The sequence below is a fragment of the Pseudonocardia ailaonensis genome (assembly GCF_039531635.1).
In the GTDB taxonomy this organism is placed as follows: Bacteria; Actinomycetota; Actinomycetes; order Mycobacteriales; family Pseudonocardiaceae; genus Pseudonocardia; species Pseudonocardia ailaonensis.
In genome coordinates, this window is the sequence record NZ_BAAAQK010000009.1 from 402,031 (window position 1) to 422,440 (window position 20,410).

The 20,410-nt window shown below is 70.5% G+C and carries 17 protein-coding genes; 1 reads left to right on the top strand and 16 read right to left on the bottom strand.

Features of this window, described 5'->3' with window-relative positions:
- The 6 genes from ABD324_RS17760 to ABD324_RS17785 form a co-directional block, all read right to left on the bottom strand.
- Positions 1-1,113 (bottom strand): acyl-CoA dehydrogenase family protein, encoded by a 1,113-nt coding sequence (locus ABD324_RS17760; protein WP_344418017.1) that lies wholly within the window; start codon positions 1,111-1,113, stop codon positions 1-3.
- Positions 1,110-2,672, bottom strand: a complete 1,563-nt coding sequence (locus tag ABD324_RS17765; RefSeq protein ID WP_344418019.1) for a dipeptide ABC transporter ATP-binding protein — start codon at positions 2,670-2,672, stop codon at positions 1,110-1,112. Before ABD324_RS17765 ends, ABD324_RS17760 begins: the two co-directional genes overlap by 4 nt.
- Entirely contained in the window at positions 2,669-3,571 is a 903-nt protein-coding gene (locus ABD324_RS17770; protein WP_344418021.1) for an ABC transporter permease, read from the bottom strand. Before ABD324_RS17770 ends, ABD324_RS17765 begins: the two co-directional genes overlap by 4 nt.
- Positions 3,568-4,590: an ABC transporter permease gene (locus tag ABD324_RS17775; RefSeq protein ID WP_344418023.1), complete on the bottom strand. Its 1,023-nt coding sequence runs from the start codon at positions 4,588-4,590 to the stop codon at positions 3,568-3,570. The genes ABD324_RS17770 and ABD324_RS17775 overlap by 4 nt, the downstream gene beginning before the upstream one ends.
- Positions 4,587-6,227 (bottom strand): ABC transporter substrate-binding protein, encoded by a 1,641-nt coding sequence (locus ABD324_RS17780; protein WP_344418025.1) that lies wholly within the window; start codon positions 6,225-6,227, stop codon positions 4,587-4,589. The genes ABD324_RS17775 and ABD324_RS17780 overlap by 4 nt, the downstream gene beginning before the upstream one ends.
- A 65-nt stretch (positions 6,228-6,292) precedes the next feature.
- Complete coding sequence (locus ABD324_RS17785) at positions 6,293-7,009, bottom strand: HpcH/HpaI aldolase/citrate lyase family protein (RefSeq protein ID WP_344418027.1); 717 nt, start codon at positions 7,007-7,009, stop codon at positions 6,293-6,295.
- 331 nt (positions 7,010-7,340) lie between these two features.
- On the opposite strand from ABD324_RS17785, the gene ABD324_RS17790 reads away from it, so the two are divergent.
- On the top strand, positions 7,341-7,811 hold the full coding sequence (locus ABD324_RS17790) for an RrF2 family transcriptional regulator (RefSeq protein WP_344418029.1): 471 nt from the start codon (positions 7,341-7,343) through the stop codon (positions 7,809-7,811).
- A 794-nt stretch (positions 7,812-8,605) separates the two neighbouring features.
- On the opposite strand, the gene ABD324_RS17795 is transcribed toward ABD324_RS17790, so the two are convergent.
- The 10 genes from ABD324_RS17795 to ABD324_RS17840 form a co-directional block, all read right to left on the bottom strand.
- Entirely contained in the window at positions 8,606-9,319 is a 714-nt protein-coding gene (locus ABD324_RS17795; RefSeq protein WP_344418289.1) for an SDR family oxidoreductase, read from the bottom strand.
- Between the two features lie 156 nt (positions 9,320-9,475).
- The gene (locus tag ABD324_RS17800; protein WP_344418031.1) at positions 9,476-10,969 is read right to left on the bottom strand and encodes an aldehyde dehydrogenase; all 1,494 of its coding nucleotides are present in this window, start codon (positions 10,967-10,969) and stop codon (positions 9,476-9,478) included.
- A gap of 145 nt (positions 10,970-11,114) precedes the next feature.
- The gene (locus ABD324_RS17805) at positions 11,115-12,383 is read right to left on the bottom strand and encodes a cytochrome P450 (RefSeq protein WP_344418033.1); all 1,269 of its coding nucleotides are present in this window, start codon (positions 12,381-12,383) and stop codon (positions 11,115-11,117) included.
- Positions 12,384-12,426: 43 nt separating this feature from the next.
- Positions 12,427-12,774 carry a putative quinol monooxygenase gene (locus tag ABD324_RS17810; protein ID WP_344418035.1) on the bottom strand — a complete coding sequence of 116 codons (348 nt, stop codon included), beginning with the start codon at positions 12,772-12,774 and terminating at the stop codon, positions 12,427-12,429.
- 36 nt (positions 12,775-12,810) lie between these two features.
- Positions 12,811-13,890 carry a VOC family protein gene (locus ABD324_RS17815; RefSeq protein WP_344418037.1) on the bottom strand — a complete coding sequence of 360 codons (1,080 nt, stop codon included), beginning with the start codon at positions 13,888-13,890 and terminating at the stop codon, positions 12,811-12,813.
- Positions 13,891-13,945: 55 nt separating this feature from the next.
- Positions 13,946-15,199 carry an alpha/beta hydrolase gene (locus tag ABD324_RS17820; RefSeq protein ID WP_344418039.1) on the bottom strand — a complete coding sequence of 418 codons (1,254 nt, stop codon included), beginning with the start codon at positions 15,197-15,199 and terminating at the stop codon, positions 13,946-13,948.
- 21 nt (positions 15,200-15,220) lie between these two features.
- Positions 15,221-16,420, bottom strand: a complete 1,200-nt coding sequence (locus ABD324_RS17825; protein ID WP_344418041.1) for an LLM class flavin-dependent oxidoreductase — start codon at positions 16,418-16,420, stop codon at positions 15,221-15,223.
- Positions 16,421-16,565: 145 nt separating this feature from the next.
- Entirely contained in the window at positions 16,566-18,035 is a 1,470-nt protein-coding gene (locus ABD324_RS17830; RefSeq protein ID WP_344418043.1) for an MFS transporter, read from the bottom strand.
- A 149-nt stretch (positions 18,036-18,184) separates the two neighbouring features.
- Positions 18,185-19,060 carry an alpha/beta fold hydrolase gene (locus ABD324_RS17835; protein ID WP_344418045.1) on the bottom strand — a complete coding sequence of 292 codons (876 nt, stop codon included), beginning with the start codon at positions 19,058-19,060 and terminating at the stop codon, positions 18,185-18,187.
- 32 nt (positions 19,061-19,092) lie between these two features.
- On the bottom strand, positions 19,093-20,400 hold the full coding sequence (locus tag ABD324_RS17840; RefSeq protein ID WP_344418047.1) for an NAD(P)/FAD-dependent oxidoreductase: 1,308 nt from the start codon (positions 20,398-20,400) through the stop codon (positions 19,093-19,095).
- Positions 20,401-20,410 lie beyond the last annotated feature (10 nt).

A 20,410-nucleotide genomic window follows, 5' to 3' on the forward strand; every position in this document is an offset into this window, starting at 1 on the left:
TCACTCCTCCAGCAGGTCGCGGCCGAGGTCGGCGAGCACGACGTCCTCGGCGGGCGGGTTGTGCAGGGCGACCCGCAGGTCGCGCAGGTGCCGCTGCACGGGGTGGTCCAGCCAGATCGAGGCGGCGCCGATCAGCCGGCCGGCGTGGTCGGCGGCGTCCGTGGCGTGCTGGTGGACGGTCAGTTTCACCGCCGCGGCCTGGGCCGGGGTCAGTGATTCCCCGGCTCGGTCGAGGGCGTCGCGGAGCAGCAGCCGGGCCCGGTGGATCTCCAGCTCGATGCGGGCCGCCCGCTCCCGGATGCGGGGCAGGTCGGCGAGCACGCCCTCCTCTCCGTCGTTGCGGGGGTTCCGGGCGAAGGCGAACGCCTCCGCCCGAGCCGCCTCCCCGATCCCGAGGTGCACCGATGCCAGCAGCAGGGGCCACCAGAGCGCAAACACCGGGTCCTTCGGGGCCACCGCGCCGATCTCGGCCCGGCCGAGGAGAGCCTCCGGCGGGAGCGCGACCGCGTCGAACACGACGTCGTTGCTCGCCGAGCCGCGCAGGCCCGCGACCTGCCAGTTCTCCTCGATCCGCACGCCCTCGGCCGGCAACGGGACGAGGAACTGCCCGAGTCCGCCCTGCTCGTCGCCCACGTGGGCGGCGACGACGAGGTGGCCCAGTGCGAGGCTGCCGGTCACGTACCGCTTGCGGCCCGACAGCTCCCAGCCGCCGGGCACGGCGCGGCCCACGCTGTCGATGCGCCCCCCTCGGCTCGGCGGTCCGCTGCGCTGCTCGCTCGCGGTGCCGCTGAGCAGGGACGAGTCCGCGAGGATCGCCTTCGCAACCGGCTCCACCCGGGGATCGGCTCCGGCGAAGAGCTTGGCGGACTGGATGTAGTGCATCGCCAGGATCAGCGCGGTCGAGGCGTCCCCGCGGGCCACCGCCCGCACGACCGCGGACGCCTCCGTGATCGTCCCGCCCGGGCCGCCCCACACCTCGGGGACGATGAGCAGCGGCAGCTCGGCCGTCCGGACCGCCGCGGTGTTCTCCGGGACGTAGGTGCGCTCCCAGTCCTTCGCCGCGCGTTCGGCCAGCTCCGCGACGAGTGCCTCCGCCCGCGCCACGAAGCTCATACCCGCACCTCCCGGCCGGGTACCGCGGCCAGCAGCTCTCGCGTGAACGGGTGCTCCGGCTCGCGCAGGACCTCCTCGGCGGGGCCCTGCTCGACGAGCCGGCCCGCCTGCAGCACACCGACGGTGTCCGCCACCTGCCGGACGACCGCGAAGTCGTGCGAGATGAACAGGTACGCGAGGCCTCGCTCGGCCTGCAGATCCACCAGCAGCCGCAGGATCTGGTCCTGGACGGACACGTCCAGTGCGGACACCGGCTCGTCGAGCACCACGATCTCCGGTTCCAGGATCAGCGCCCGTGCGATCGCGACCCGCTGGCGCTGCCCGCCGGACAGCTCGCCTGCACGCCGGTCGATCGTGTCCGCCGATAGGGCCACCCGGTCCAGGAGCTCCGCGACCGAGCGGCGCCGGGAGGCGGTGTCCCCCACCGCGAACGCCTTCGCGGGCTGCGCCACCGCCTGCTCCACAGTGAAGCGCGGATCCAGCGACGAGTACGGGTTCTGGTAGACGAGCTGGACCCGGCGCCGGAAGCCGCGCAGCGCCTTCCCCCGCAACGCCGTGACGTCCTCGTCCACGACAGTGATCCGGCCGGCCGTGGGGTCCTCCAGACGCAGCACGAGCCGCGCGATCGTGGACTTCCCGGAGCCGGACTCGCCGATCAGACCGTACGTCTCCCCCGCGCGGACGGCGAACGACACGTCGTCCACTGCGAGCGTGCTCCCGAAGTCCTTCCGCAAACCCTCCACCCGCAGCACGGGCACGCCGGCGGGGTCCGTCGTCTTGAGCCGGTCGGACGTGAGCGTCGGCGCGGCGGCGATCAGCGCCTTCGTGTAGTCCTCGCGCGGCTCGGTCAGCACCGCCGAGGCCGGCCCCTGTTCGACCACCCGTCCGTGACGCAGCACGACGACCCGGTCCGCGCGGTCCGCCGCGACGGCGAGATCGTGAGTGATCAGCAGGACGGCGGTGCCGGTGGTGCGGGCCCGCTCCTCGAGGTGGTCGAGGATCCGCCGCTGCACGGTCACGTCCAGGGCGCTCGTCGGCTCGTCCGCGATGATCAGCTCGGGGCCGCAGGACAGGGCGATGCCGATCAGCACGCGCTGCTTCATCCCGCCCGAGAGCTGGTGCGGGTACTGCCGCGCCCGCAGCTCGGGGTCGGGCAGCCCGGCCCGTTCCAGGACCTTCAGCGCCTCCTCGGCGGCGCCCTTGCGGTCCGCGAGCCCGTGGGCGCGCAGGGTCTCGGCGATCTGCTCGCCGATCCGCTTCACCGGGTTCAGCGAGACCCCGGGATCCTGCGGGACGAACCCGATCCGCCTGCCGCGCACCGCCTCCAGCTCCTTGTCCCGTAACCCGACGAGCTCCTCGCCCGCGAAGCGCACGCTCCCTGTGACCGCGGCACTGCCCGGCAGCAGGCCGATGACGGCGTGCGCCGTCGTCGACTTGCCGGAGCCGGACTCCCCCACCAGCGCGACGATCTCACCGGGCGCCACAGTCAGGGCGACTCCTTCGACCGCGGGCCGGTCCCCATAGGCGATGCGCAGGTCCGTGATCTCCAACAGGCTCACCGGAAGTCACCTCCGTCCCGGTCCAGTGCCCGGCTGATCCGGTTGGCCGCCAGCACCGAGGCGGCCACGACGAAGCCGGGCAGGGTGGTCAGCCACCAGGCGGACGCCAGGTAGTTGCGGCCCTCGCTGACCAGCGCCCCCCACTCCGGCTGCGGCGGCGGTGCGCCGAACCCGAGGAAGCTCAGTGCGGACACCGCGAGGATCGCCCCCCCGAATTCCAGTGCGGCCAGGACCAGGACGGAGCCCAGCGCGTGCGGGAGCACGTGGCGCAGCAGGATCTCCGGTCTGCTCACCCCGCTCACCGTGGCCGCCTCGACGAAGACCTCGGTGCGGGCACGGAACACGTCCGCGCGCATGACCCGGGCGAAGCTCGCCACCGACGCCACCCCGACGGCGATCGCGACGTTGACGGTGCCGAACCCGAGCGCGGTGACGACGGCGAGCGAGAGGAGCAGGCCCGGGATCGACAGCAGGACGTCGACCAGCCGCATGACGACGCCGTCGAACCGGCCGCCGACGAAGCCGGACACCAGCCCGATCAGCGTTCCGGCCACGAACCCCACCGCGACGGCGATCGCGGTCGCCTTGAGCGACAGCGCAGCCCCGTAGACGACCCGCGTGTACAGGTCCCGGCCCAGATGGTCGGTCCCGAACCAGTACTCGGCGCCCGGGGCGGTCAGCTTGTCCCGCGGCACACCCGTGAACGGGTCCCGGGAGGTGAACCACTCCGGAAAGAACGCCCAGCCCAGCACCAGCAGCAGCACCAGGACCGCCAGCACCAGCCCCGGCCTGCGCACCGCCGCGCGCAGGGCGCCGCCCCTCCGCACGGGCCCGTGGGAGCCGCGCGGATCGGCGACGACACTGGTGGCGGTGTCCGGCAACAGCTCGACGGCCGTCATGCGAGGGCCTCCTGGGGTGCACGGCGGCGCTCGAGCCGCCCGATCCGGGGGTCGACGAGCGGGTACACCGCATCGACGGCCAGGTTGACCAGCACGAACACCAGCGCGGACAGCACGACCAGGCCCTGGATCACCGGGATGTCCTGAGCGGCCACGCTCTCCTCCGTGAGCCGGCCGATCCCGTTGCGGGAGAACACCGTCTCGACGACGACGGCGCCGGCGAGCATCTGCCCGACCGTGATGCCGATGATCGTCAGGACGGGGATCGAGCCGTTACGCAACGCGTGCCGCAGCTGGATGTGAGTTCGGCTCAGGCCCTTCGCCCGCGCGGTCTCCACGAACGGCGAGCGCCAAGCCGCCGCCAGGTTCTTCGCCAGCACCTGCGCGAACACCGCGCCCGTCGGGACGGCGAGAGTGATCGCCGGCAACACCAGCGCCGAGAACCCCGCGTTGCCGGTCGCCGGGAACAGCTGCGCCCGGAAGGAGAACAGCTGCAACAGGATCAGCCCGATCCAGAAGGTGGGCACCGAGACGCCGAGCGGCGGCAGAGAGAGCAGGACCCGCCGCAGCGGCCGCCACCGCACCGAGGTGGAGAGCAGCGCCAGTCCCCCACCGGCCAGCACCGCCAGGGTGAACGACACCGCGGTGAGCGCCAGGGTCTGCGGCAGTGCCTCCGCGATCGCCCGGGTGACCGGCTCACCGGTCGGGATGGAGCTGCCGAAGTCGCCGCACACCGCGTCCGCGAGGGCATAGAGGTACTGCACCACCAGCGAGGAGTCCAGATGGTGCTCGGCCCGCAGCGCGGCCACCGCGCCGGGATCGACCCCGACCCCGTCCCCGGTCGCGTTCAGCATGATCGACACCGGGTCGCCCGGCAGCAGGTAGAGCACGACGAACGACAGCGTGAAGGCCGCCCACAGCACGAACACCCCCTGCGCCGCCCGGCGCGCCAGGTAGCGGCCGTAGCCACCGCGGCGGAGCGCCGCGGCCCGGCGGGCAGCCGGGCCGGACGCCGTCACGACGCGTCCTTCTTCCACGCGTCGTACAGCACCGTCGCGCCGTACGGGTCGATCGCGACGCCCTGCACCCCCGACCGGACCCCGACCGCCTTGGTCTGCTCCCGGATCGGCAGCCAGTAGCCCTTGCCGATGATCAGCTTCTGCAGGTCGGACGCGGCGGACCGGCGCTCGGCCTCGGTCGACGCGAGGTTCAGCCGGTCCGAGGCCGCCTGCAGCTCCGGCTGGTCGGCGCCGCCGAGAGCCGGGTTGGTCTTGCTGAACAGGCCCGAGAGGAAGTCGATGTCCTTGGCCGGGCCGGATCCGGTGAGGAAGTCGTACGAGGCGTTCTTCTTGTCGTTGTAGACCGCGTCGTACTCGGACTGCGTGCCCGGCTTGAGCTGCAGGTCGATACCGACCTTCTTGAGCTGCTGCTGGATCAGCTCCAGCTCCTGCTGGGTCGCGCCCTGGACCGTGCCGGAGACGTAGATGACGCGCGGGGCGAGCCGGAGCCCGTCCTTCTGCCAGATCCCGTCCGCACCGGTCGTCCATCCCGCGCCGGTGAGCAGGGCCTTCGCCACGTCCGGGTCGTAGGTCAGCAGCGCGGACTGGTCGGCGTAGTACGGGGTGATCTTCGAGATCACGCTGGTGGGCAGGGCGTAGTTGTCGTTGTAGAGCGTGTCCCGGATTTCCGTGCGGTCGATGCTCTTCTGCAGCGCCTCACGGACCACCGCGTCGCCGCCGAGCGGGCTGAAGGGGTTCTGGCGCAGGCCGGGGACGAGGTTCGGCACCTGGCCGGTGACCAGCTGGTTCCCGCCCGCGGTGACCGAGTCCTGGTCGGTGACCGGGATGTCGTCCGCCACGTCGAACTGGCCGGAGAGCAGGCCGCCGACGCGCACGCCGGACTCCGGGACGACCTGGAACACGATCTTGTCGAGGTGCGCGGCCCCGGTGTGCCCGGTGACGCCGGCAGGGGCCCAGTTGTAGTCGGCCCGCTTGCTCAGCTCGATCTTCTGGTTCTTCACCACGCTGTCGATCACGTACGGGCCGGTGCCGACCAGCGACGTCCCCGCGCACCGCGCGTCATAGCTCGAGGCCACGGTGGACGCGGAGTAGATCCCGAAATACGGGTCGCTGACATAGCGCAGGAAGCCCAGCTCCGGGTCACCGAAGTCCACCCGGAACGTCGCCGCGTCGAGCACCGTGGTGCCCTTGTACGAATTGAGCGCGCTGATGAGCGGGGTGTCCGTCTTTGCCTGCCCGGCGAGGGTCTTGAGGGTATCGATGTTCGTCTTGACGACCTCCGCCGTCAGCGGCGTCCCGTCGCTGAAGGTCACGCCCTGCCGCAGGTGGAAGGTGATGCTGCGGGCATCCGGAGAGATCTCCCACGACTGCGCCAGCCGGGGCACCACCTCACCCGTCTTGCGATCCTGGTCCGTCAGGGTCTCGACGAACTGCTGGGGAGCCGAGAGCCCGCGCGCCTGCAGGGCCGGATCCACGCACTTCGGGAAGACCGACAGCGCGTAGGTCAGCTGCCCGCCGTCGACCGGAGGCCCGGCAGCCTGCCCGGCCTGACCGGGTCCGCCGCAGGCCGCAAGTGCGAGCAGGAGCGCACCGGCAGCGGTGCCGGTCCGCAAGGTCCGGCGGCGTCTCGTGGTCATGGCGGGGGTGTCCTCTCGGGTGGGGGTGGTCGGGCGGATCTCGCTCGGGTCGATCTGGCGGGACATCATCGGTGGACCGCGGAGGAATAGATCTCGTCGACGGTCGCGGCGAAGGCGGGATCGAGAACGGTTCGGCTACCGAACCCGAGTCGCCGGCCGCGCTCGGTCGAGGCCCGCAGACCCTCGACCGGACCGCCATAGGTGACCTGCACCGGAGCCGGCAGGCCGGCCGAACGCGCGGCGAGAACGACGCTGCTGCGGGACAACGCGAGCCCCTCGTCCTCCCGCGTGCCGAGGTCCGCGGAAAGATCCCCCTCCCCCAGTCCCACCGACCACACCGTGTGCGTGGCCCGCGCCAGCGCCGCGATCGCCTCGACGCCACGGGCGGTCTCGACCATGACCTGCAGGCCGATCGTGTCGACCAGCCCACGCTCTGCACGGAGACGCTCGACGAGCGACGCGATGTAGCGGACCTCATCCGGGTGCTCGGACTTCGGCAGCCGGATCGCCCGCAGGCCGGGCCGGACGATCGCGTCGAGGTCCTGTTCCAGGAGTCCGGTGGACGGATGGTTGACCCGCACCAGCACCGGCCCGGTGGCTGCGTCCAGATAGGACGAGGCGTTGCGGCGCCCGAGCTCCTTGTGCTCGGCCGGGGTGAGGTGCTCCAGATCGAGCACGACGGCGCCCGCGGCGGCGTGTCCCGCCGAGGAGCCGGCTTCGAACGCCGGGACGTAGAGGTAGGAGGTGAAGGGGAGCCCGGTGGGCGGAGCGAAGGTGGTCATGGGTCACCTGTTCGAGAGGCACAGCGACGTGCACCGACGAGTGGCTCACTCGACGACACAGGGCGGCGCAGGAGGTTCAGGAAACGAGCACAGCGGCTCCGTCGAGGACGACGGCGGCCCGGGCACCACGGCCACGACTCCGGGTCAGCGGCGAGTGGTGAGTCTCAGCAACAGATGGCGCTGGACGTGCGACCATGATCGACGTGCCGGCGCACGACGAGCAGAGGGCTGCTCGTGTCGGTGGCGGCACGCTGTCGCATGTTCCCCAGTTTCCCTATAAAGTCGATAGGGATCAATCCTGCTCGTTCGAGTGTGACGGGAGGCACAATAGGTGCGAATCTCCGCCAAGGCCGACTACGCCCTGCGCGCGCTCATCGAGCTGGCCCAAGCCACCGACGGGGCGCCACTGCGGTCCGAGGCCATCGCCGCGGCGCAGGAGGTGCCCCACAAGTTCCTCGAGGCGATCCTCGGCGACCTGCGCAAGACGGGCTTCGTGTCGAGCCAGCGCGGGGGCGACGGCGGCTACCGCCTTCGCCGGCCCGCCGAGGAGATCCAGGTCGCCCACGTCCTGCGCGCCATCGATGGCCCACTGACCGAGATCCGCGGCGGCTGCCCCGAAGACGCGACCTACAACTCCTCCGCCGCCGCGCTGCAACTGGTGTGGGTCGCGTTGCGGGTCAACATCCGGACGGTTCTCGAGGGTGTGACGATCGCCCAGCTCGCGGCGGGCGGCGTGCCGCCGGAGATCGAGAAGCTCACCGAGGACCCCGACGCCTGGCGCACGCACTGGGTCATCCGCTGACCACAGGAGCCGACCTCGGCTCTGCAACCGCCGATCCCCTGAGCGGGGGTCCGAGAGGGCAGCCGCGGACGAAGTCTGCCCGGCCACGCGCGCGGCGATTGCTCCGGGTGCGCGCGGCCTCGGCCTGGGCAACTGCGTCGGGGCCCGGCGGAATGATCTCCGTCAGGCGATGCCGGCGCCCGGTGACAGCGTCGTAGCCGGCGTTCACGCGTACGCGGAGCCCGCCGTTCGGCAGCCTGTCGATACTGCCCCGGATCCGCTTGCGTCCTGCTCGAGAGGAAGTCATGCGGCGACGCTAGGACCGTTTCGGGTCAGAAATGGGGTCACGACACGCGAGGTACGAGAGCGCCGGACCCAACAATCCGCAGGCTGAGGAGGGTGGGCGCGGCAGGGTTCGAACCTGCGACCGCTCGGGTGTAAAGCGAGCACAACTCCCCTCACAAGTCTCCCGCCTGCGACAACATCCCCGCGACATCCCTCTACAGGCCCCTCAGGAACAGGGTTGAACGGGGTTTCGCGTCACGAGTGGTGTCATGAGCTGGGGTGGCATGAATCAATGCCCTGAGTGGGGCGAGCGTTTCTTCCCGCGAAAGCGCTCCAGTCGCTCCCGACTCTCGCCTCACCATCCGATCGTGTCGAAAATACGCCGTCCAGGAATCGAATGACCGGGCGACGGCGAACGAATACTCCACACGAATGACGTGGCGACCGAGTAGAACGGTCCTCACGACGACTCTTCACGACCCGCCACGACGGATCAATGCTGCACGAGACGTCTCACCGGTCTGGGCGCTTCACCCGCGACCCACGTACGGCATCGTAGTAGCGGCCAAAGTGAGAAACTGAGCATTGGCGTCGAGAGGCAACGATGCCATGAACCGAATAGCGGCGCCGACATACACAGCATCAAATGTCGGTTCGGATCGAACACTGCCATCCGCCTGCTGAGCTCTAATCCTAACCCCGGCAGTCTGGTGTCGAGTGGCATTTCCGACGTCGATCTGGCCGCAGGCAATATTGAACGGTCGACCATCCAGGGACAACGATCTCGTCAGTCCGGTGATTGCATGCTTCGCAGCGGTGTACGCAATGCTCTCCGGCCTAGGAACGTGAGCCGAAATTGAACCAATGTTGACGATCCTGCCACCCTGAGGACGCTGCCTCCGCATTGCGGCGAAGGCTGCGCGAGCGCAAATAAATGCATTAGTGAGATTAGCGGACACGGTCGTCTTCCAGTCATCTACCGAGATCTCATCAGGAGTGCCTGTCGGGCCGAACTGACCCATACTATTGACTAGCAGATCCAGGCGACCGGGAACGGATGCGAACAGCTCGTCAACCTCAGCCGGGTCCGACACATCTGCGGGTACGACAATCGCCCTGGCGTGCCCGTCGGCCGTCTCGCTCAATGAGTCGAGATGAGGCCCGGCGAGGACAACGGTGCAACCGTCACCCAGAAGAGCACGCGCAACGACACGACCCAGCCCCCAACCAGCTTCAATCACCACCGCGTTCAATGATTCTCCCAAATAGGCCGCAGATCCGATTCCCGCGCTCGGCAATCTTATTCTTCATGCTAGCTTCGCCGCACATCCGACCGCGTCGACACAGAAGGAGCGCCGGCCCCGCCGATGCACGCCTCGCCTAACGACCCCAGGCTTGCGTCAGGAATGGTCCGACGGCACGGCATTCAGAATGATGGTCTTTGACTCCAGATACGGAAGCAGTCCGTCCGCGCCGCCCTCACGCCCGGTACCAGACTGCTTGAAACCACCGAACCCGATCCCGTGATCGTTCCGGAACTCGTTGTGGCCCACCGTTCCGGACCGGAGGCGGCGAGCAACGGACAGCGCATGATCCACGTCGTCGGTGAACACCGACGCATTGAGGCCAAATATTGAATCGTTGGCAGTTCGGATTGCCTCTTCTTCGCCCTCGACGGGAATCACTGTGAGCACGGGCCCGAAGATCTCCTCCCGGGCGATGATCGAGGAGTTGTCCACGTTGGCGAACACCGTCGGCTCGACGAACCAGCCGCGATCGAGATGGGACGGCCGCCCACCGCCCGCGGCAAGGGTCGCGCCCTCCTGCTTGCCCCGCTCGACGTAGCCGAGCACCCGGTCCCGCTGCCGGCGCGAGACGAGCGGACCCATCTCCGTCGCCTCGTCGAAGGGGTCGCCGACCCGAACACCGGAGAACTCGGCGGCCAGTGCCTCGACCAGCGCGTCGTGTCGGTGCCGACTGACGATCACCCGGGTGAGCGAGGAACAGACCTGGCCAGACAGGAAGCACTCCGCGCGGGCCAAGGTCCGTGCGGTCTGTTCTAGGTCCACGTCGTCGAGGACCACCGCCGGCGACTTGCCGCCCAACTCCAGGGTGTACCGCGCGATCCGGTCCCCGCACAGCGCGGCAATCCGCCGGCCGGCGGCGGTGGACCCGGTAAAGGCGATCTTGTCCACCCGCGGGTCGGTCACCAGCAGCTCGGAGACCTCCCGGTCGGCCGTCACCACGTTCAGCACACCGGGCGGCAGATTCACCGCCTCAGCAATCTCCGCCATCAGGAGGGCCTCACCCGGCGCCTCGGGGGCCGCCTTGAGGACCACTGTGCATCCCGCGATCAAGGCCGGCGCGAGCTTGTAGGCCATCAGGGTCAGCGGCGCGTTCCACGGGACGATGGCGCCGACGACACCGACGGGCTCGCGCACCAGGAGGCCGTACGCGCCGCCACCGCCGGGCTGGGCCGGTTCGCTGAACGGGAACGAGTCGGCCATTCCGGCATAGAACTCGTAGGCCTCGGGGACAAAGCCCACGCTGAACCGGGCGGAACGATGCACCACACCGGCTTGGCGGGACCAGATGCCGCTCGCGTCGTCGAGCCGTGTGCGCAGCGTGTCCGCCATCGCACGCAGGTAGCCCGCCCGTTCAGCGTGGGTCAGTGTCGGCCACGGCCCGTCGTCGAACGCGGTTCGCGCCGCCGAGATCGCCCGGCCCATGTCGGCGGGCCGGGCCTCGGCGACCTCGAGGAACAGCTCCTCGGTCGTCGGATCGATCACCTCGATCCGCGCGGTCGAGGACGGTGCGACCCACTCCCCGCCGACGTAGAGGTCGCCGGGCCGGTGCAGGAACGGCACAACACGCGGATCCTGGACGTTCGTCATGGGTGTGCTCCTTCGAAGGCTGTGCCGGCTCCAGGACCTGCGCCCGTCACGGAGCCGAGAGGGTGACGGAGCCGCACGAGAGACGGCTCCGGGGTCCTGGCGGGGCGGTGACGCAGGCGGTCCCCCGCCACGGCGCGGCTCGTCCTCACCCACCGCCCACGACGCGCGCGGGGAGACTGGTGATCCCGTTGACCAGGGTGTTCTGGGTGTAGACGGGCTCCCCGACCTCGATCACCGGCGCCACGGTGAGCAGCTCGGTGAACAGCGCGCGCAGCTGGGCCCGGGCGACCGGGGAGCCCAGGCAGTGGTGGACCCCGCCGCCCCCGAAGCCGACGTGTGTGTTCGGCGAGCGCCCGACGTCGAACCGGTGCGGGTCGTCGAAGGCGTGCTCGTCACGGTTGCCGCTCGAGTAGATCATCACGACCTTCTCCCCGGCCCGGACCAGCTGCCCGCCGACCTCCGCGTCGTGCGCCGCCACCCGGGCGAACTGCACGATCGGGCTGGCCCAGCGGATCATTTCCTCGACCGCGACGTTGATCCGCCCAGGCAGATCCTCGCGCAGCCAGTCCCGCTGCTCGGGGTGCTCGGCCAGGGCCTTCACCGCGTGCGAGGTCGTCTGCCGGGTCGTGTCGTTGCCCGCGACGGCCAGCAGCACCATGGCGGCCCCCATCTGGTCGTCGGACAGGCGCTGGCCGTCGGTCTCGGTCGTGGCCAGCGTGGTGATCACGTCGTCACCCGGCTCGCGCCGCTTGCGCGCGGCCAGCTCGGCGCCGTACTCGCGCAGCTCCCCGTTGACCCGCAGCAGCCGCTGGATCGGGTCCTCGTCGCTGTCGGCGCGCCCGGGCTCGGCGGTGAAGGTGCGGATGACCCGCCCGAGGTACTCCCGGTCAGACTCCGGGATGCCGACCAGCTCGAAGAACGTCCGCTCCGGCAGGTGCCGGGACAGGTCCTCCACCACGTCGACCTCGCCCTTCTTGGCGAAGACGCGGACGATCTCGTGGGCGTTGTCCGTGATCGAGGAGGTGATCTTGCGGATCTGCCGGGGGGAGAACGCCGAAGAGATGATCTTCCGCAGCCGGGTGTGCTCCGGCGCGTCCATCGCCATGAAGAACGCGCTGATCCGGGCGATGTCCGACGGGATCGGCTCGAGCACGACGCTCTCCGCCGAACGGAAGGTCTCGTTGTCCGTGCTCACCCGGGTGATGTCGGCGTGCCGGGTGAGCGCCCAGAAGCCGCTGAAGGGCTGCGGCAGCGGCCACTCCACGGGCCGCTGCCACGACACCGGGGACTCCCGGCGCAGCCGGGCGAACACCTTCTCCCGCTCCAGGTGGGACTGCCGCCAGAACGCCATCCGGGAGATGTCAGCCGTCGGGTCGAAATCACGGGGCGACGGCGGCGCGAGCGCAACGGTCACGTCGTTCTGCTCCTCTCTGCTCACTGTGGACGCGGCCACCGGGTCACCCCTCCTCGACGGGCTGCCAGCGCCCGTCGACCTGGCGGTAGTACTTCTGCTCGTAGAACTCCACACCGTCGCGCCCGGTGAGCCGCTCGCCCCAGTCGAGCAGGTGGGCGTAGGGGATCTCTCGGCCGCGCTCGGCCTCCCAGTGCTCCTCGTAGACCTCCTCGTCGGCCCAGTGCTCGAGCATGGCGAAGTTGCTGAGTGTCGTCGTGGACTGCAACAGCTCGTACTGGATGCAGCCGCGCTGCGCGTTGGCCCACTCGTAGGTGCTCTTCCACGCCTCCTTGAGGGCGTCCTCGTCACCCGGTTTGACGTGGATGTTCACCACGACCCGTACTGCTGCCATCGTCTCGTCTCCTCCGCGCCGGTCCGGTGCCCGCGCTCAGGCGGGTGCCGGCTCCTTGCTGATCCGGTAGTAGGGCCCGCGCTGCTTCATCTGGGTCAGGTCGGCATTCGGGTCCATGCCGAAGCACTCCACGACGACGCCGCCGAGCCGCTTGCGGGTGTCGATGTAGTAGAACTCGGCGGCCCCGCCCATCAGGTCCCCGCTCATGCACACGCTGACCCCGGCGCTCTGCAGCCAGTCCCGCAGCCGCAGCCAGTGCGCGTGGTCGTCCAGACCGACCAGGTTCATGTGGTGGATGCCCTGGCCGACCAGGTTGAGGAAGTTCTCCTTGTAGTCCGAGGGGCCCAGGGTCGGCTGGACCACCTCGAAGCCCAGCGGGCCGTCGAGCGGGGACGCCGCTGCGAAGTACTCGTGGTCGACCGGGCGGCCCTCGAACGTCGGGGACTCCAGCGACCCGGGCTCGGTGCGCCAGTTCTGCACGACCCAGTCGGAGATGCCGAACACGTTCCCGTGGGCGTCGACCCGCTCGACCATGTCCCGCACCACGACGCCGAAGTGCTGGATGCCGCGCGGCACCGGCAGCGGGCCGAGCCCGTCGGGCCGGGCATAGCTGCGGGACAGGTCGACGGCCCGGCCCTCGGGGACGACGAACGCGTCCGGCCCGCTCGGCGTCACCAGCTGGATGTAGTAGCCGCCCAGCAGCGCCCGGGTGTCGATCTCGGTGACAGACCCGACGCCGGTGACCTCGTAGCTCTGCGCCACGCTGGCGCCGAGCCGGTCGAAGGCGTCGACCGTGGGCTGCAGCTCGGCCGCCTCGACCGCGAAGCCGAGATGGTGGATGCCGTGGCCGTTGGTGGCCTGGAAGTCCTTGTAGGTGCTGCGCCCCTTGCCCGGCTCGATCAGCCAGAACGAGTCGCCCCAGGGGGCGACCCCGACGCCGAGGCGGCCGGTCACCTGCGTGTGCGCCCCGCGGACGCGCGCGCCGGTGGTCAGCTCGCCGAGGTCGGTGACGTTCCAGGTGTCCAGGCCGAGCAACTCGGCGTACCCGGCGGAGATGGCGTCAAGGTCGCGAATGACGAGGCCGACGTGATGAAGAGTTGGCGGAAGTATTCCCATGATCGTCCTTTCGGCCCGCGGCGAAGCGACCCCGTCGGGTTCAGTGCCGCCGCTGTCAGGAGGTTGTCAGCAGGGCCGGGAGACCCAGCGCGATGGCCTGGACCGTGTTGATGAACTCGTGGCCAGATGGGATCTGAGAGAACCCGCGGACGTCGTACCCCTTGGCCCGCAGCGTGTCGTGCAGATCACTCACTGCCGTGACCCAGGTCGTCCCCTCGGGGACCCCGGGCGCGTTGACCGGGATGTCCTCCAGGCTGCCGACAGTCAGGTAGAAGCGTGTGTCGCCGCCGGGCGCCGCCGCGATTTGACGCGTGAGCCAGCCGCCGGCCTCGGTGGCGGGGTCGGGGGTGAACCACAGCACTCCGGACATCGGCAGCGCCGAGCCGAAGGCATCGGGCCGGGTGAACGCGGTGTGTACCGCGGCCAGCCCGCCCATACTGAACCCGCCGATGACCCGCTGCGCGCGGTCGGCCGGGATCCCATAGCGCTTCTGCAGCAGCGGAAGCAGGCCGTCGGCCAGCTCGTCGGCCAGCGCCTCGTCGCACGCCATCTCCAGCATCCGCGAGGTCAGCGTCCTGTTGTGCCACAAGACGCAGCGGACCGGAGGTATCGCCCCAGTCTCGATGGCGTGGTCGAGGCGATGCTCGAAACCCCCACGCAGTAGGACCTCTCCGTCGACCAGGACGACCAGCGGCAAGACGTCGTCACGTCTGGCCCCCCGTGGCTGGTAGACGCTGATCCGCCGGCCGTCGAGCTCGAGCTCGTCGAGCTCGGGCGTGGTGGTGCTGACGGCCTGCGGGTCGTAAGTGCTGTCCGGCAGGACGAGGACCGAGTCGCGGGCGTGGCCGGTCCCGAAGTCGATGTCCCGCTGCATTTCGGCGGGATTGAAGAGGTCGAGTCGACTTGAGGCCTCCAAATCGGTCTGGAATCGCCGGGCAGCCTCTGGGTCGGTATAAAGCGCCATCATCTCCGCCATCGTCTCCCCCGCCGACGGGGGTGAGTACAGGAAGCAGTAGGAGACGGCCGCGTCCGAGGCCGCCCGGACCGTGAGGGCGTGAACCCCGTCAGCGACAGTCTCCATTGGCAGGGACAGCAACGGTGGGGAGGTCCTCAGCAGCGCGGTCCGCAGCTGGACGTCATCCTCATCTGCGAGGTGTACGAACGTGACGTCGACCTCTGTCGGCGACACCCGCTCGACGAGCGGTCCACCCGCGGCGTGCAGGTCGGCGGACAGCGCGTCCCGCGCCCGCTGCGGATCAGTGGCGGTCTCGGACACGAACTGGGCGATACGGGAGTGCGTCACGGTCATCGTGGTCTCCGTTTCCGTGGATCAGCCGAAGGTGGATTCTTGCCCCTGGTCGGGCCGGGCGGAGCCCGCACCCTTGTCTGCCATCTCGGCCTCGTGCCGGTCGAACACCGCCTGCGCGGCGGACTTGCGCTTCTGCACGAACTCCTCCTGGTTGCGCCCGACCCAGGCGTAGGACTCCTGGCGGGGCTTGTTCCAGCCCTCGAAGTGCGGGACGACGTAGCGGGAGTACAGCTCGAAGGAACGCTTGGTGTCCTCCGGGTTGGCCCAGCTGTGTGCGTTGAGCAGGATGGCGCCGACGTCGGGCACCTTGCCGAGCAGCTGCTCGATCCGAGCGATGGCGTCGTCCGGAGTGCCGATGACCGCGCTGCCGGTGCCGACGTACCAGTCCATCAGATCCTCCCCGGGCGGGGCGAAAAGCCGCGGCAGCACGTTGTTGAGGTAGTCGATCTGGTTGGTGAAACCGTGCCGGGCCTGGCGCATCGCCTCCTCCCGGGTCTCGGCGATGTGCATGCCGACCACCAGGCGCAGCCCGCTCGGGTCCATGGTGTGGCCGTGCTGGGCCGCGACCTCGTTGGCCACCCGCCAATTCACGTCCAGCGCGTCGAAGCCGGCGTTCTCCCCGGCGGCCACGCATAGCATGCCCAGGCCGTACTTGCCCGCGATGCGCCCGCCGGACGGGGTCACCGCGCTGGCCACCACCACCTCGGGGTGGGGGTGGGAGTACGGCGCGAGGTGCAGCCGCGCCTCGGACAGCTCGAACCACTCGGACTTATGGCTGACCACCTCGCCGCGGAAGAGCCGCAGGATGATGTCGAGCGCCTCGGCCATCCGGTCCCGCTGCACGGCGGGGTCGATGCCCAGCATGATCGCGTCGGAGGCCAGCAGGCCCGGGCCGACGCCGAACATGACCCGGCCCCGGGTCATGTGGTCGAGCTGGATGATCCGGTCCGCCGCCATCAGCGGGTGGTGGTAGGGCAGAGAGACCACGCCGGTCCCCAGCCGGATGTCGCTCGTGCGCTCTGCGGCCGCGGCGATGAACAGCTCCGGCGAGGAGATCGTCTCCTGCCCGGCCGAGTGGTGCTCGCCGAACCAGGCCTCCTGGAAACCCAGCCGGTCCAGGTGCGTCACTAGTTCCAGGTCCTGCTGGAACAGCAGCGCCGGGCTCTCCTTCATGGCGTGGAACGGCGCCATGAAGATGCCGTGTCGCAACTTGACTGTCATGTGAGTGATCCTCGTTCCGCACGGCCCGCGGCACGCGGGACGATGCATTGGTCAGGGCACGCGTCAGGGTCTTTCTCGTCCGCCGTCGGTCTCGGGTCGGGGACGACACCCGCGGTGCGCCGCCGAGGCGACGCACCGCGAGGACTCAAGGGGTGGCGGCCACTGCGGACCGGGGGGCCGGGGTGGCCGGGGTGGCGCGGTAACGATGGAGCACACAGAGCAGGGCGACCGCGAGGTCCACGCAGAGGGCGATGACGAAACAGACGACGAAGCCGCGCGGCGACGGCCCGGCCGCCGGTCCCGCCGTCGCGCTAGCCTGCAGTACCGCGGAGTAGATGGCGGGGCCGAGCGAGCCGGAGATCGTCAGGACGATGCCCACCATGCTCGTCCCCATCCCGGCGAGCTTCTCCGGGACCGCGCTCTGCACCGACCCGAACAGCCCGACCGCGACCATGCCGCTGCCGATCCCGTAGACGACCGCCGCGACCACGAAGGCCGGCAGGTGCGCCAGGTTCAGCGCCAGGGTCAGCCCGGCGACCGCGTGACAGGCCGCGCCGACGCCGGCGATGAACAGCGGGCGGCCGCGGGAGATGAAGGTGCCCGCGACGACGCTGCTCACCGCGGCGGCCAGCGCGTAGGGCAGCAGCACCAGGCCGGTGTCGAGCACGGTGAACCCGAAGCCGAACCCGGCGGTGTCCGGTGAGCGCTGCACGTAGAACGGGATGAGGAAGGTGACGGCCTGGATGGCCATGCCGATGGAGATGCCAGCCACGACGGTCTTTGCGACGACCGGTGAGCGCAGCAGGTCCAGGTGCAGCACCGGGGCGGCCGAGCGCCGCTCGAACCGCAGCCACGCCGCCCCGCCCAGCAGGCCGACGACGAGCAGCACGATAGACAGGGGCTGCAGGAAGCCCGACGACGAGGCGAGCTTGATCCCGTAGAGCAGGGCGACGACCCAGACGACCAGCCCGACCAGGTCGGCCGCCCCGAACCGGGTGTCCGGGTTGCGCGGGCTGCGCGGGATCATCACCATCGCGAAGACCCCGATCAGGGCGTAGATCGCCGCGGCGGAGAAGAAGAAGCCGCGCATGTCCACGTAACTCAGCGCGATGCCGCCCGCGATCAGGCCGGCTCCACCGCCGAGGGCGTGCGCCACCTGGGTCACCGTCACGGCCGTGCGGACCGAGGTGCCCGGGAGGTGGCGGCGCAGGATGCCCACGCCGATCTGGCTGGTCGCTGCGCCGAGCCCCATCAGCGAGGCCCCGACCAGCAGCGCCGGGTAGGTCTGGACCGCACCGGCGACAAGCGTGCCGGCCGTCATCAGGCCGGTGCCCAGCGCCGCGGCGCCGCGGTCGCCCAGGGCGTCGGCCGAGCGCGGCAGCAGCACCACGCTCACCCCGCCGCCCAGCACGATCAGGGTGAAGACCAGCGCCACCTCACCGAGGGAGAGGGAGTAGTCGCGCTGCAGGACGGGCAGCAGGGGCGCCAGCATGTAGCTCACGGCCCCGGCGGCGAAGGTCATCACGGCGGTGAAGACCACCAGCCCGCGGCCGCTGCGGGCCTCGGGCGCCGGGGCGGCCTCGACGGTCTGCACGTCGGCGGTGTGCTCTGACATTGCCGTCCATCTCCTCACTGGGGGTCTGCCGGGGGGACGCGCGGGCCGTCGGGCGTCCGGGGCAGGGCGTGCTGTCGGGGTGGGTCGTGCTGGTGGTCGGGCGGCGCTGGGTCGGGGCCGTGCCGGGTGGTGGCGGGTGCGGTCGGTGCCTAGCCGCGGCCGAGGAACTGCGCGGTCAGGGCGTTGAACTCGGCGGCGTGCTCCAGCTGGGCCCAGTGCCCGCACCGGTTGAACATGACCAGCCGCGAGTCCGGGATGAGCCCGTTGGCGCGCAGGCTGACCTCGAAGTGCACGGTGCGGTCGTCGCGGCCGTGAACCAGCAGCGTCGGGATTTGCGACCGGGCGATCTTCTGGCCGGCCTCGGCGAAGCCGACGGTCCCCTCCCCCGATCGCATCAGCTCGAGCCAGTTCTTCAGGTGCTCCGGCTTGCTCGTCGCGGACCGGGACCGCTCCTGTGCGAGCTCCTCGGTGGCGAAGGACGGGTCGTGGCACATGACCGCGACCAGGCGGCGGAAGTTCTCCGGGGACGGGTCCTCATAGGTCTCGAAGATGACCCGCAGCCCCTCGGAGAGACCACCCGGCGACAGCACGCTCGGCCCCCAGACGCCCGAACCCATCATGACCAGGTGCGAAATGCGGCCGGGGTGCTCGGTAGCCAGAACCATGCCGATCGCCCCGCCCATGGAGTTCCCGATCACAGCGGCGCGGTCGATGCCCATCGTGTCCATCAACTGGACCATCGCCCGGCCCTGGTCCCGGCCGGTCTCGCGGCTCTGCGGGCTCGAGTCGCCCCACCCCGGCATGGTCACCGCGATGCACCGGAACGAGGACGAGAGTCCCCGGATGTTAGGCTCGAAGTTCGACCATCCGGTAGCCCCCGGGCCGGTGCCGTGGATCATGAAGACCGGGGGGCCCTCACCGGCCTCATTGATCTGGATCTCGTAGTCCGCGGTGCGGACCAGCCGGTAGGTCGACTCGTAGGTGAGCGACTCGGGGGTGGAGAGCTGGGGGGTGGACGCGGTCACGGCGGGGTCCTCTCTGGTGTCCTGCGGCCCGGTCATCCGGCCATCTCCTGACCGACCGGGCGGGCCTTGGCTCGCTTCTGGTGGGCGCGCAGCACCGAGCGCAGGTCGAGCTCCGGGGAGGCGAGGTCCTCTGCGGCCACCGGGACGCGGTCGATGACGAGGCGGCGGACCGCGCCGATCTCCCGGGCCATGCCCATGGCGGCCACGGCCCCCACCGCGCCGTCGCGGACCCAGAATGCGAGGAAGCGACCCGGCTCGGCGTCCCGGCGCAGGACCAGCTCGTCCGACGGGCGCCCGCGCCCGATCAGCTGCAGCGTGCCGCCGTACTGGTCGGACCAGGCGTAGGGCGGGTCGACGAAGCGGGTGGGGTTCCCGGCGATGGTCGCGCCGACGGCGGCGCCGTGGCGCAGGGCCACATCCCAGTGCTCGATGCGCCCCGGGGCCACCAGCTCGGGATGGGGCTGGCTGGCGACGTCCCCGGTGGCGAAGATCCACGGGTCGGACGTACGGCCGTAGCCGTCCACCACGATCCCGTGCTCGTCCACGATGGCCCCGGCCGCGCGGGCCAGCTCCACGTTGGGCTCCACACCCACGCCGACGACGACGGTCGCCGTGGGGATGCGGCGACCACCCGCCAGGCAGACCGCGCCCACGGTCCCGGAAGGGCCCTCGACGCCGGGCAAGTGCTCCAGACGCGAGACCGTGGCGCCCAGCAGGAACTCGACTCCGCGGTTGCGGTGCAGGTCGATCATGAGCTGGGCCGCCTCGCCGCCCAGCACCCTGGCCAGCGGGTGCAGCGCAGCTTCGACGACGGTCACGCTGATGTCGTGCTCCCGGGCCACCGCGGCCATCTCCAGCCCGATGAAGCCAGCCCCGATGATCACCAGCGGGCCGCCGTGGGCGAGTTGGTCGGCCAGCGCCCGCGCGTCGGCCGCGTTCCGCAGGTACAGCACGTTCGCCGCGTCCGCCCCGGGCACATCCAGCTTGCGTGCCGAGACCCCGGTGGCCAGCACCACGTGGTCCGCGGGCAGTTCGCCAGCCGTGGTGCGGACGCGCCGGCGAACCGGGTCCAGCTCGAGGACCTGTTCACCGAGGCGGAGCTCGATGTCGAGATCCACGTAGGTCTGCGGTGGCCGGATCGGGACCAGGTCGTCGGTCCCGTTCGTGGCCGCGGCGCCCAGCAGCCCCTTGGACAGCGGGGGCCGCTCGTAGGGCAGTCGCGGGTCGGCGTCGACAAGCGTGACCGGGCCGGTGAACCCGTTCGCGCGCAGCTCGATCGCGGTGGCGACGCCCGCCGCGCTGGCTCCCACGACCACGCACGCGGGTCCATCGGTGGCCACCCGGAGTTCC

Coding starts and splice junctions, on each gene's coding strand:
- ABD324_RS17815 (WP_344418037.1), bottom strand. CDS start 13,890: ATGGGAATACTTCCGCCAACTCTTCATCACGTCGGCCTCGTCATTCGC.
- ABD324_RS17780 (WP_344418025.1), bottom strand. CDS start 6,227: ATGACCACGAGACGCCGCCGGACCTTGCGGACCGGCACCGCTGCCGGT.
- ABD324_RS17825 (WP_344418041.1), bottom strand. CDS start 16,420: ATGACAGTCAAGTTGCGACACGGCATCTTCATGGCGCCGTTCCACGCC.
- ABD324_RS17810 (WP_344418035.1), bottom strand. CDS start 12,774: ATGGCAGCAGTACGGGTCGTGGTGAACATCCACGTCAAACCGGGTGAC.
- ABD324_RS17785 (WP_344418027.1), bottom strand. CDS start 7,009: ATGACCACCTTCGCTCCGCCCACCGGGCTCCCCTTCACCTCCTACCTC.
- ABD324_RS17830 (WP_344418043.1), bottom strand. CDS start 18,035: ATGTCAGAGCACACCGCCGACGTGCAGACCGTCGAGGCCGCCCCGGCG.
- ABD324_RS17770 (WP_344418021.1), bottom strand. CDS start 3,571: ATGACGGCCGTCGAGCTGTTGCCGGACACCGCCACCAGTGTCGTCGCC.
- ABD324_RS17800 (WP_344418031.1), bottom strand. CDS start 10,969: ATGACGAACGTCCAGGATCCGCGTGTTGTGCCGTTCCTGCACCGGCCC.
- ABD324_RS17760 (WP_344418017.1), bottom strand. CDS start 1,113: ATGAGCTTCGTGGCGCGGGCGGAGGCACTCGTCGCGGAGCTGGCCGAA.
- ABD324_RS17820 (WP_344418039.1), bottom strand. CDS start 15,199: ATGACCGTGACGCACTCCCGTATCGCCCAGTTCGTGTCCGAGACCGCC.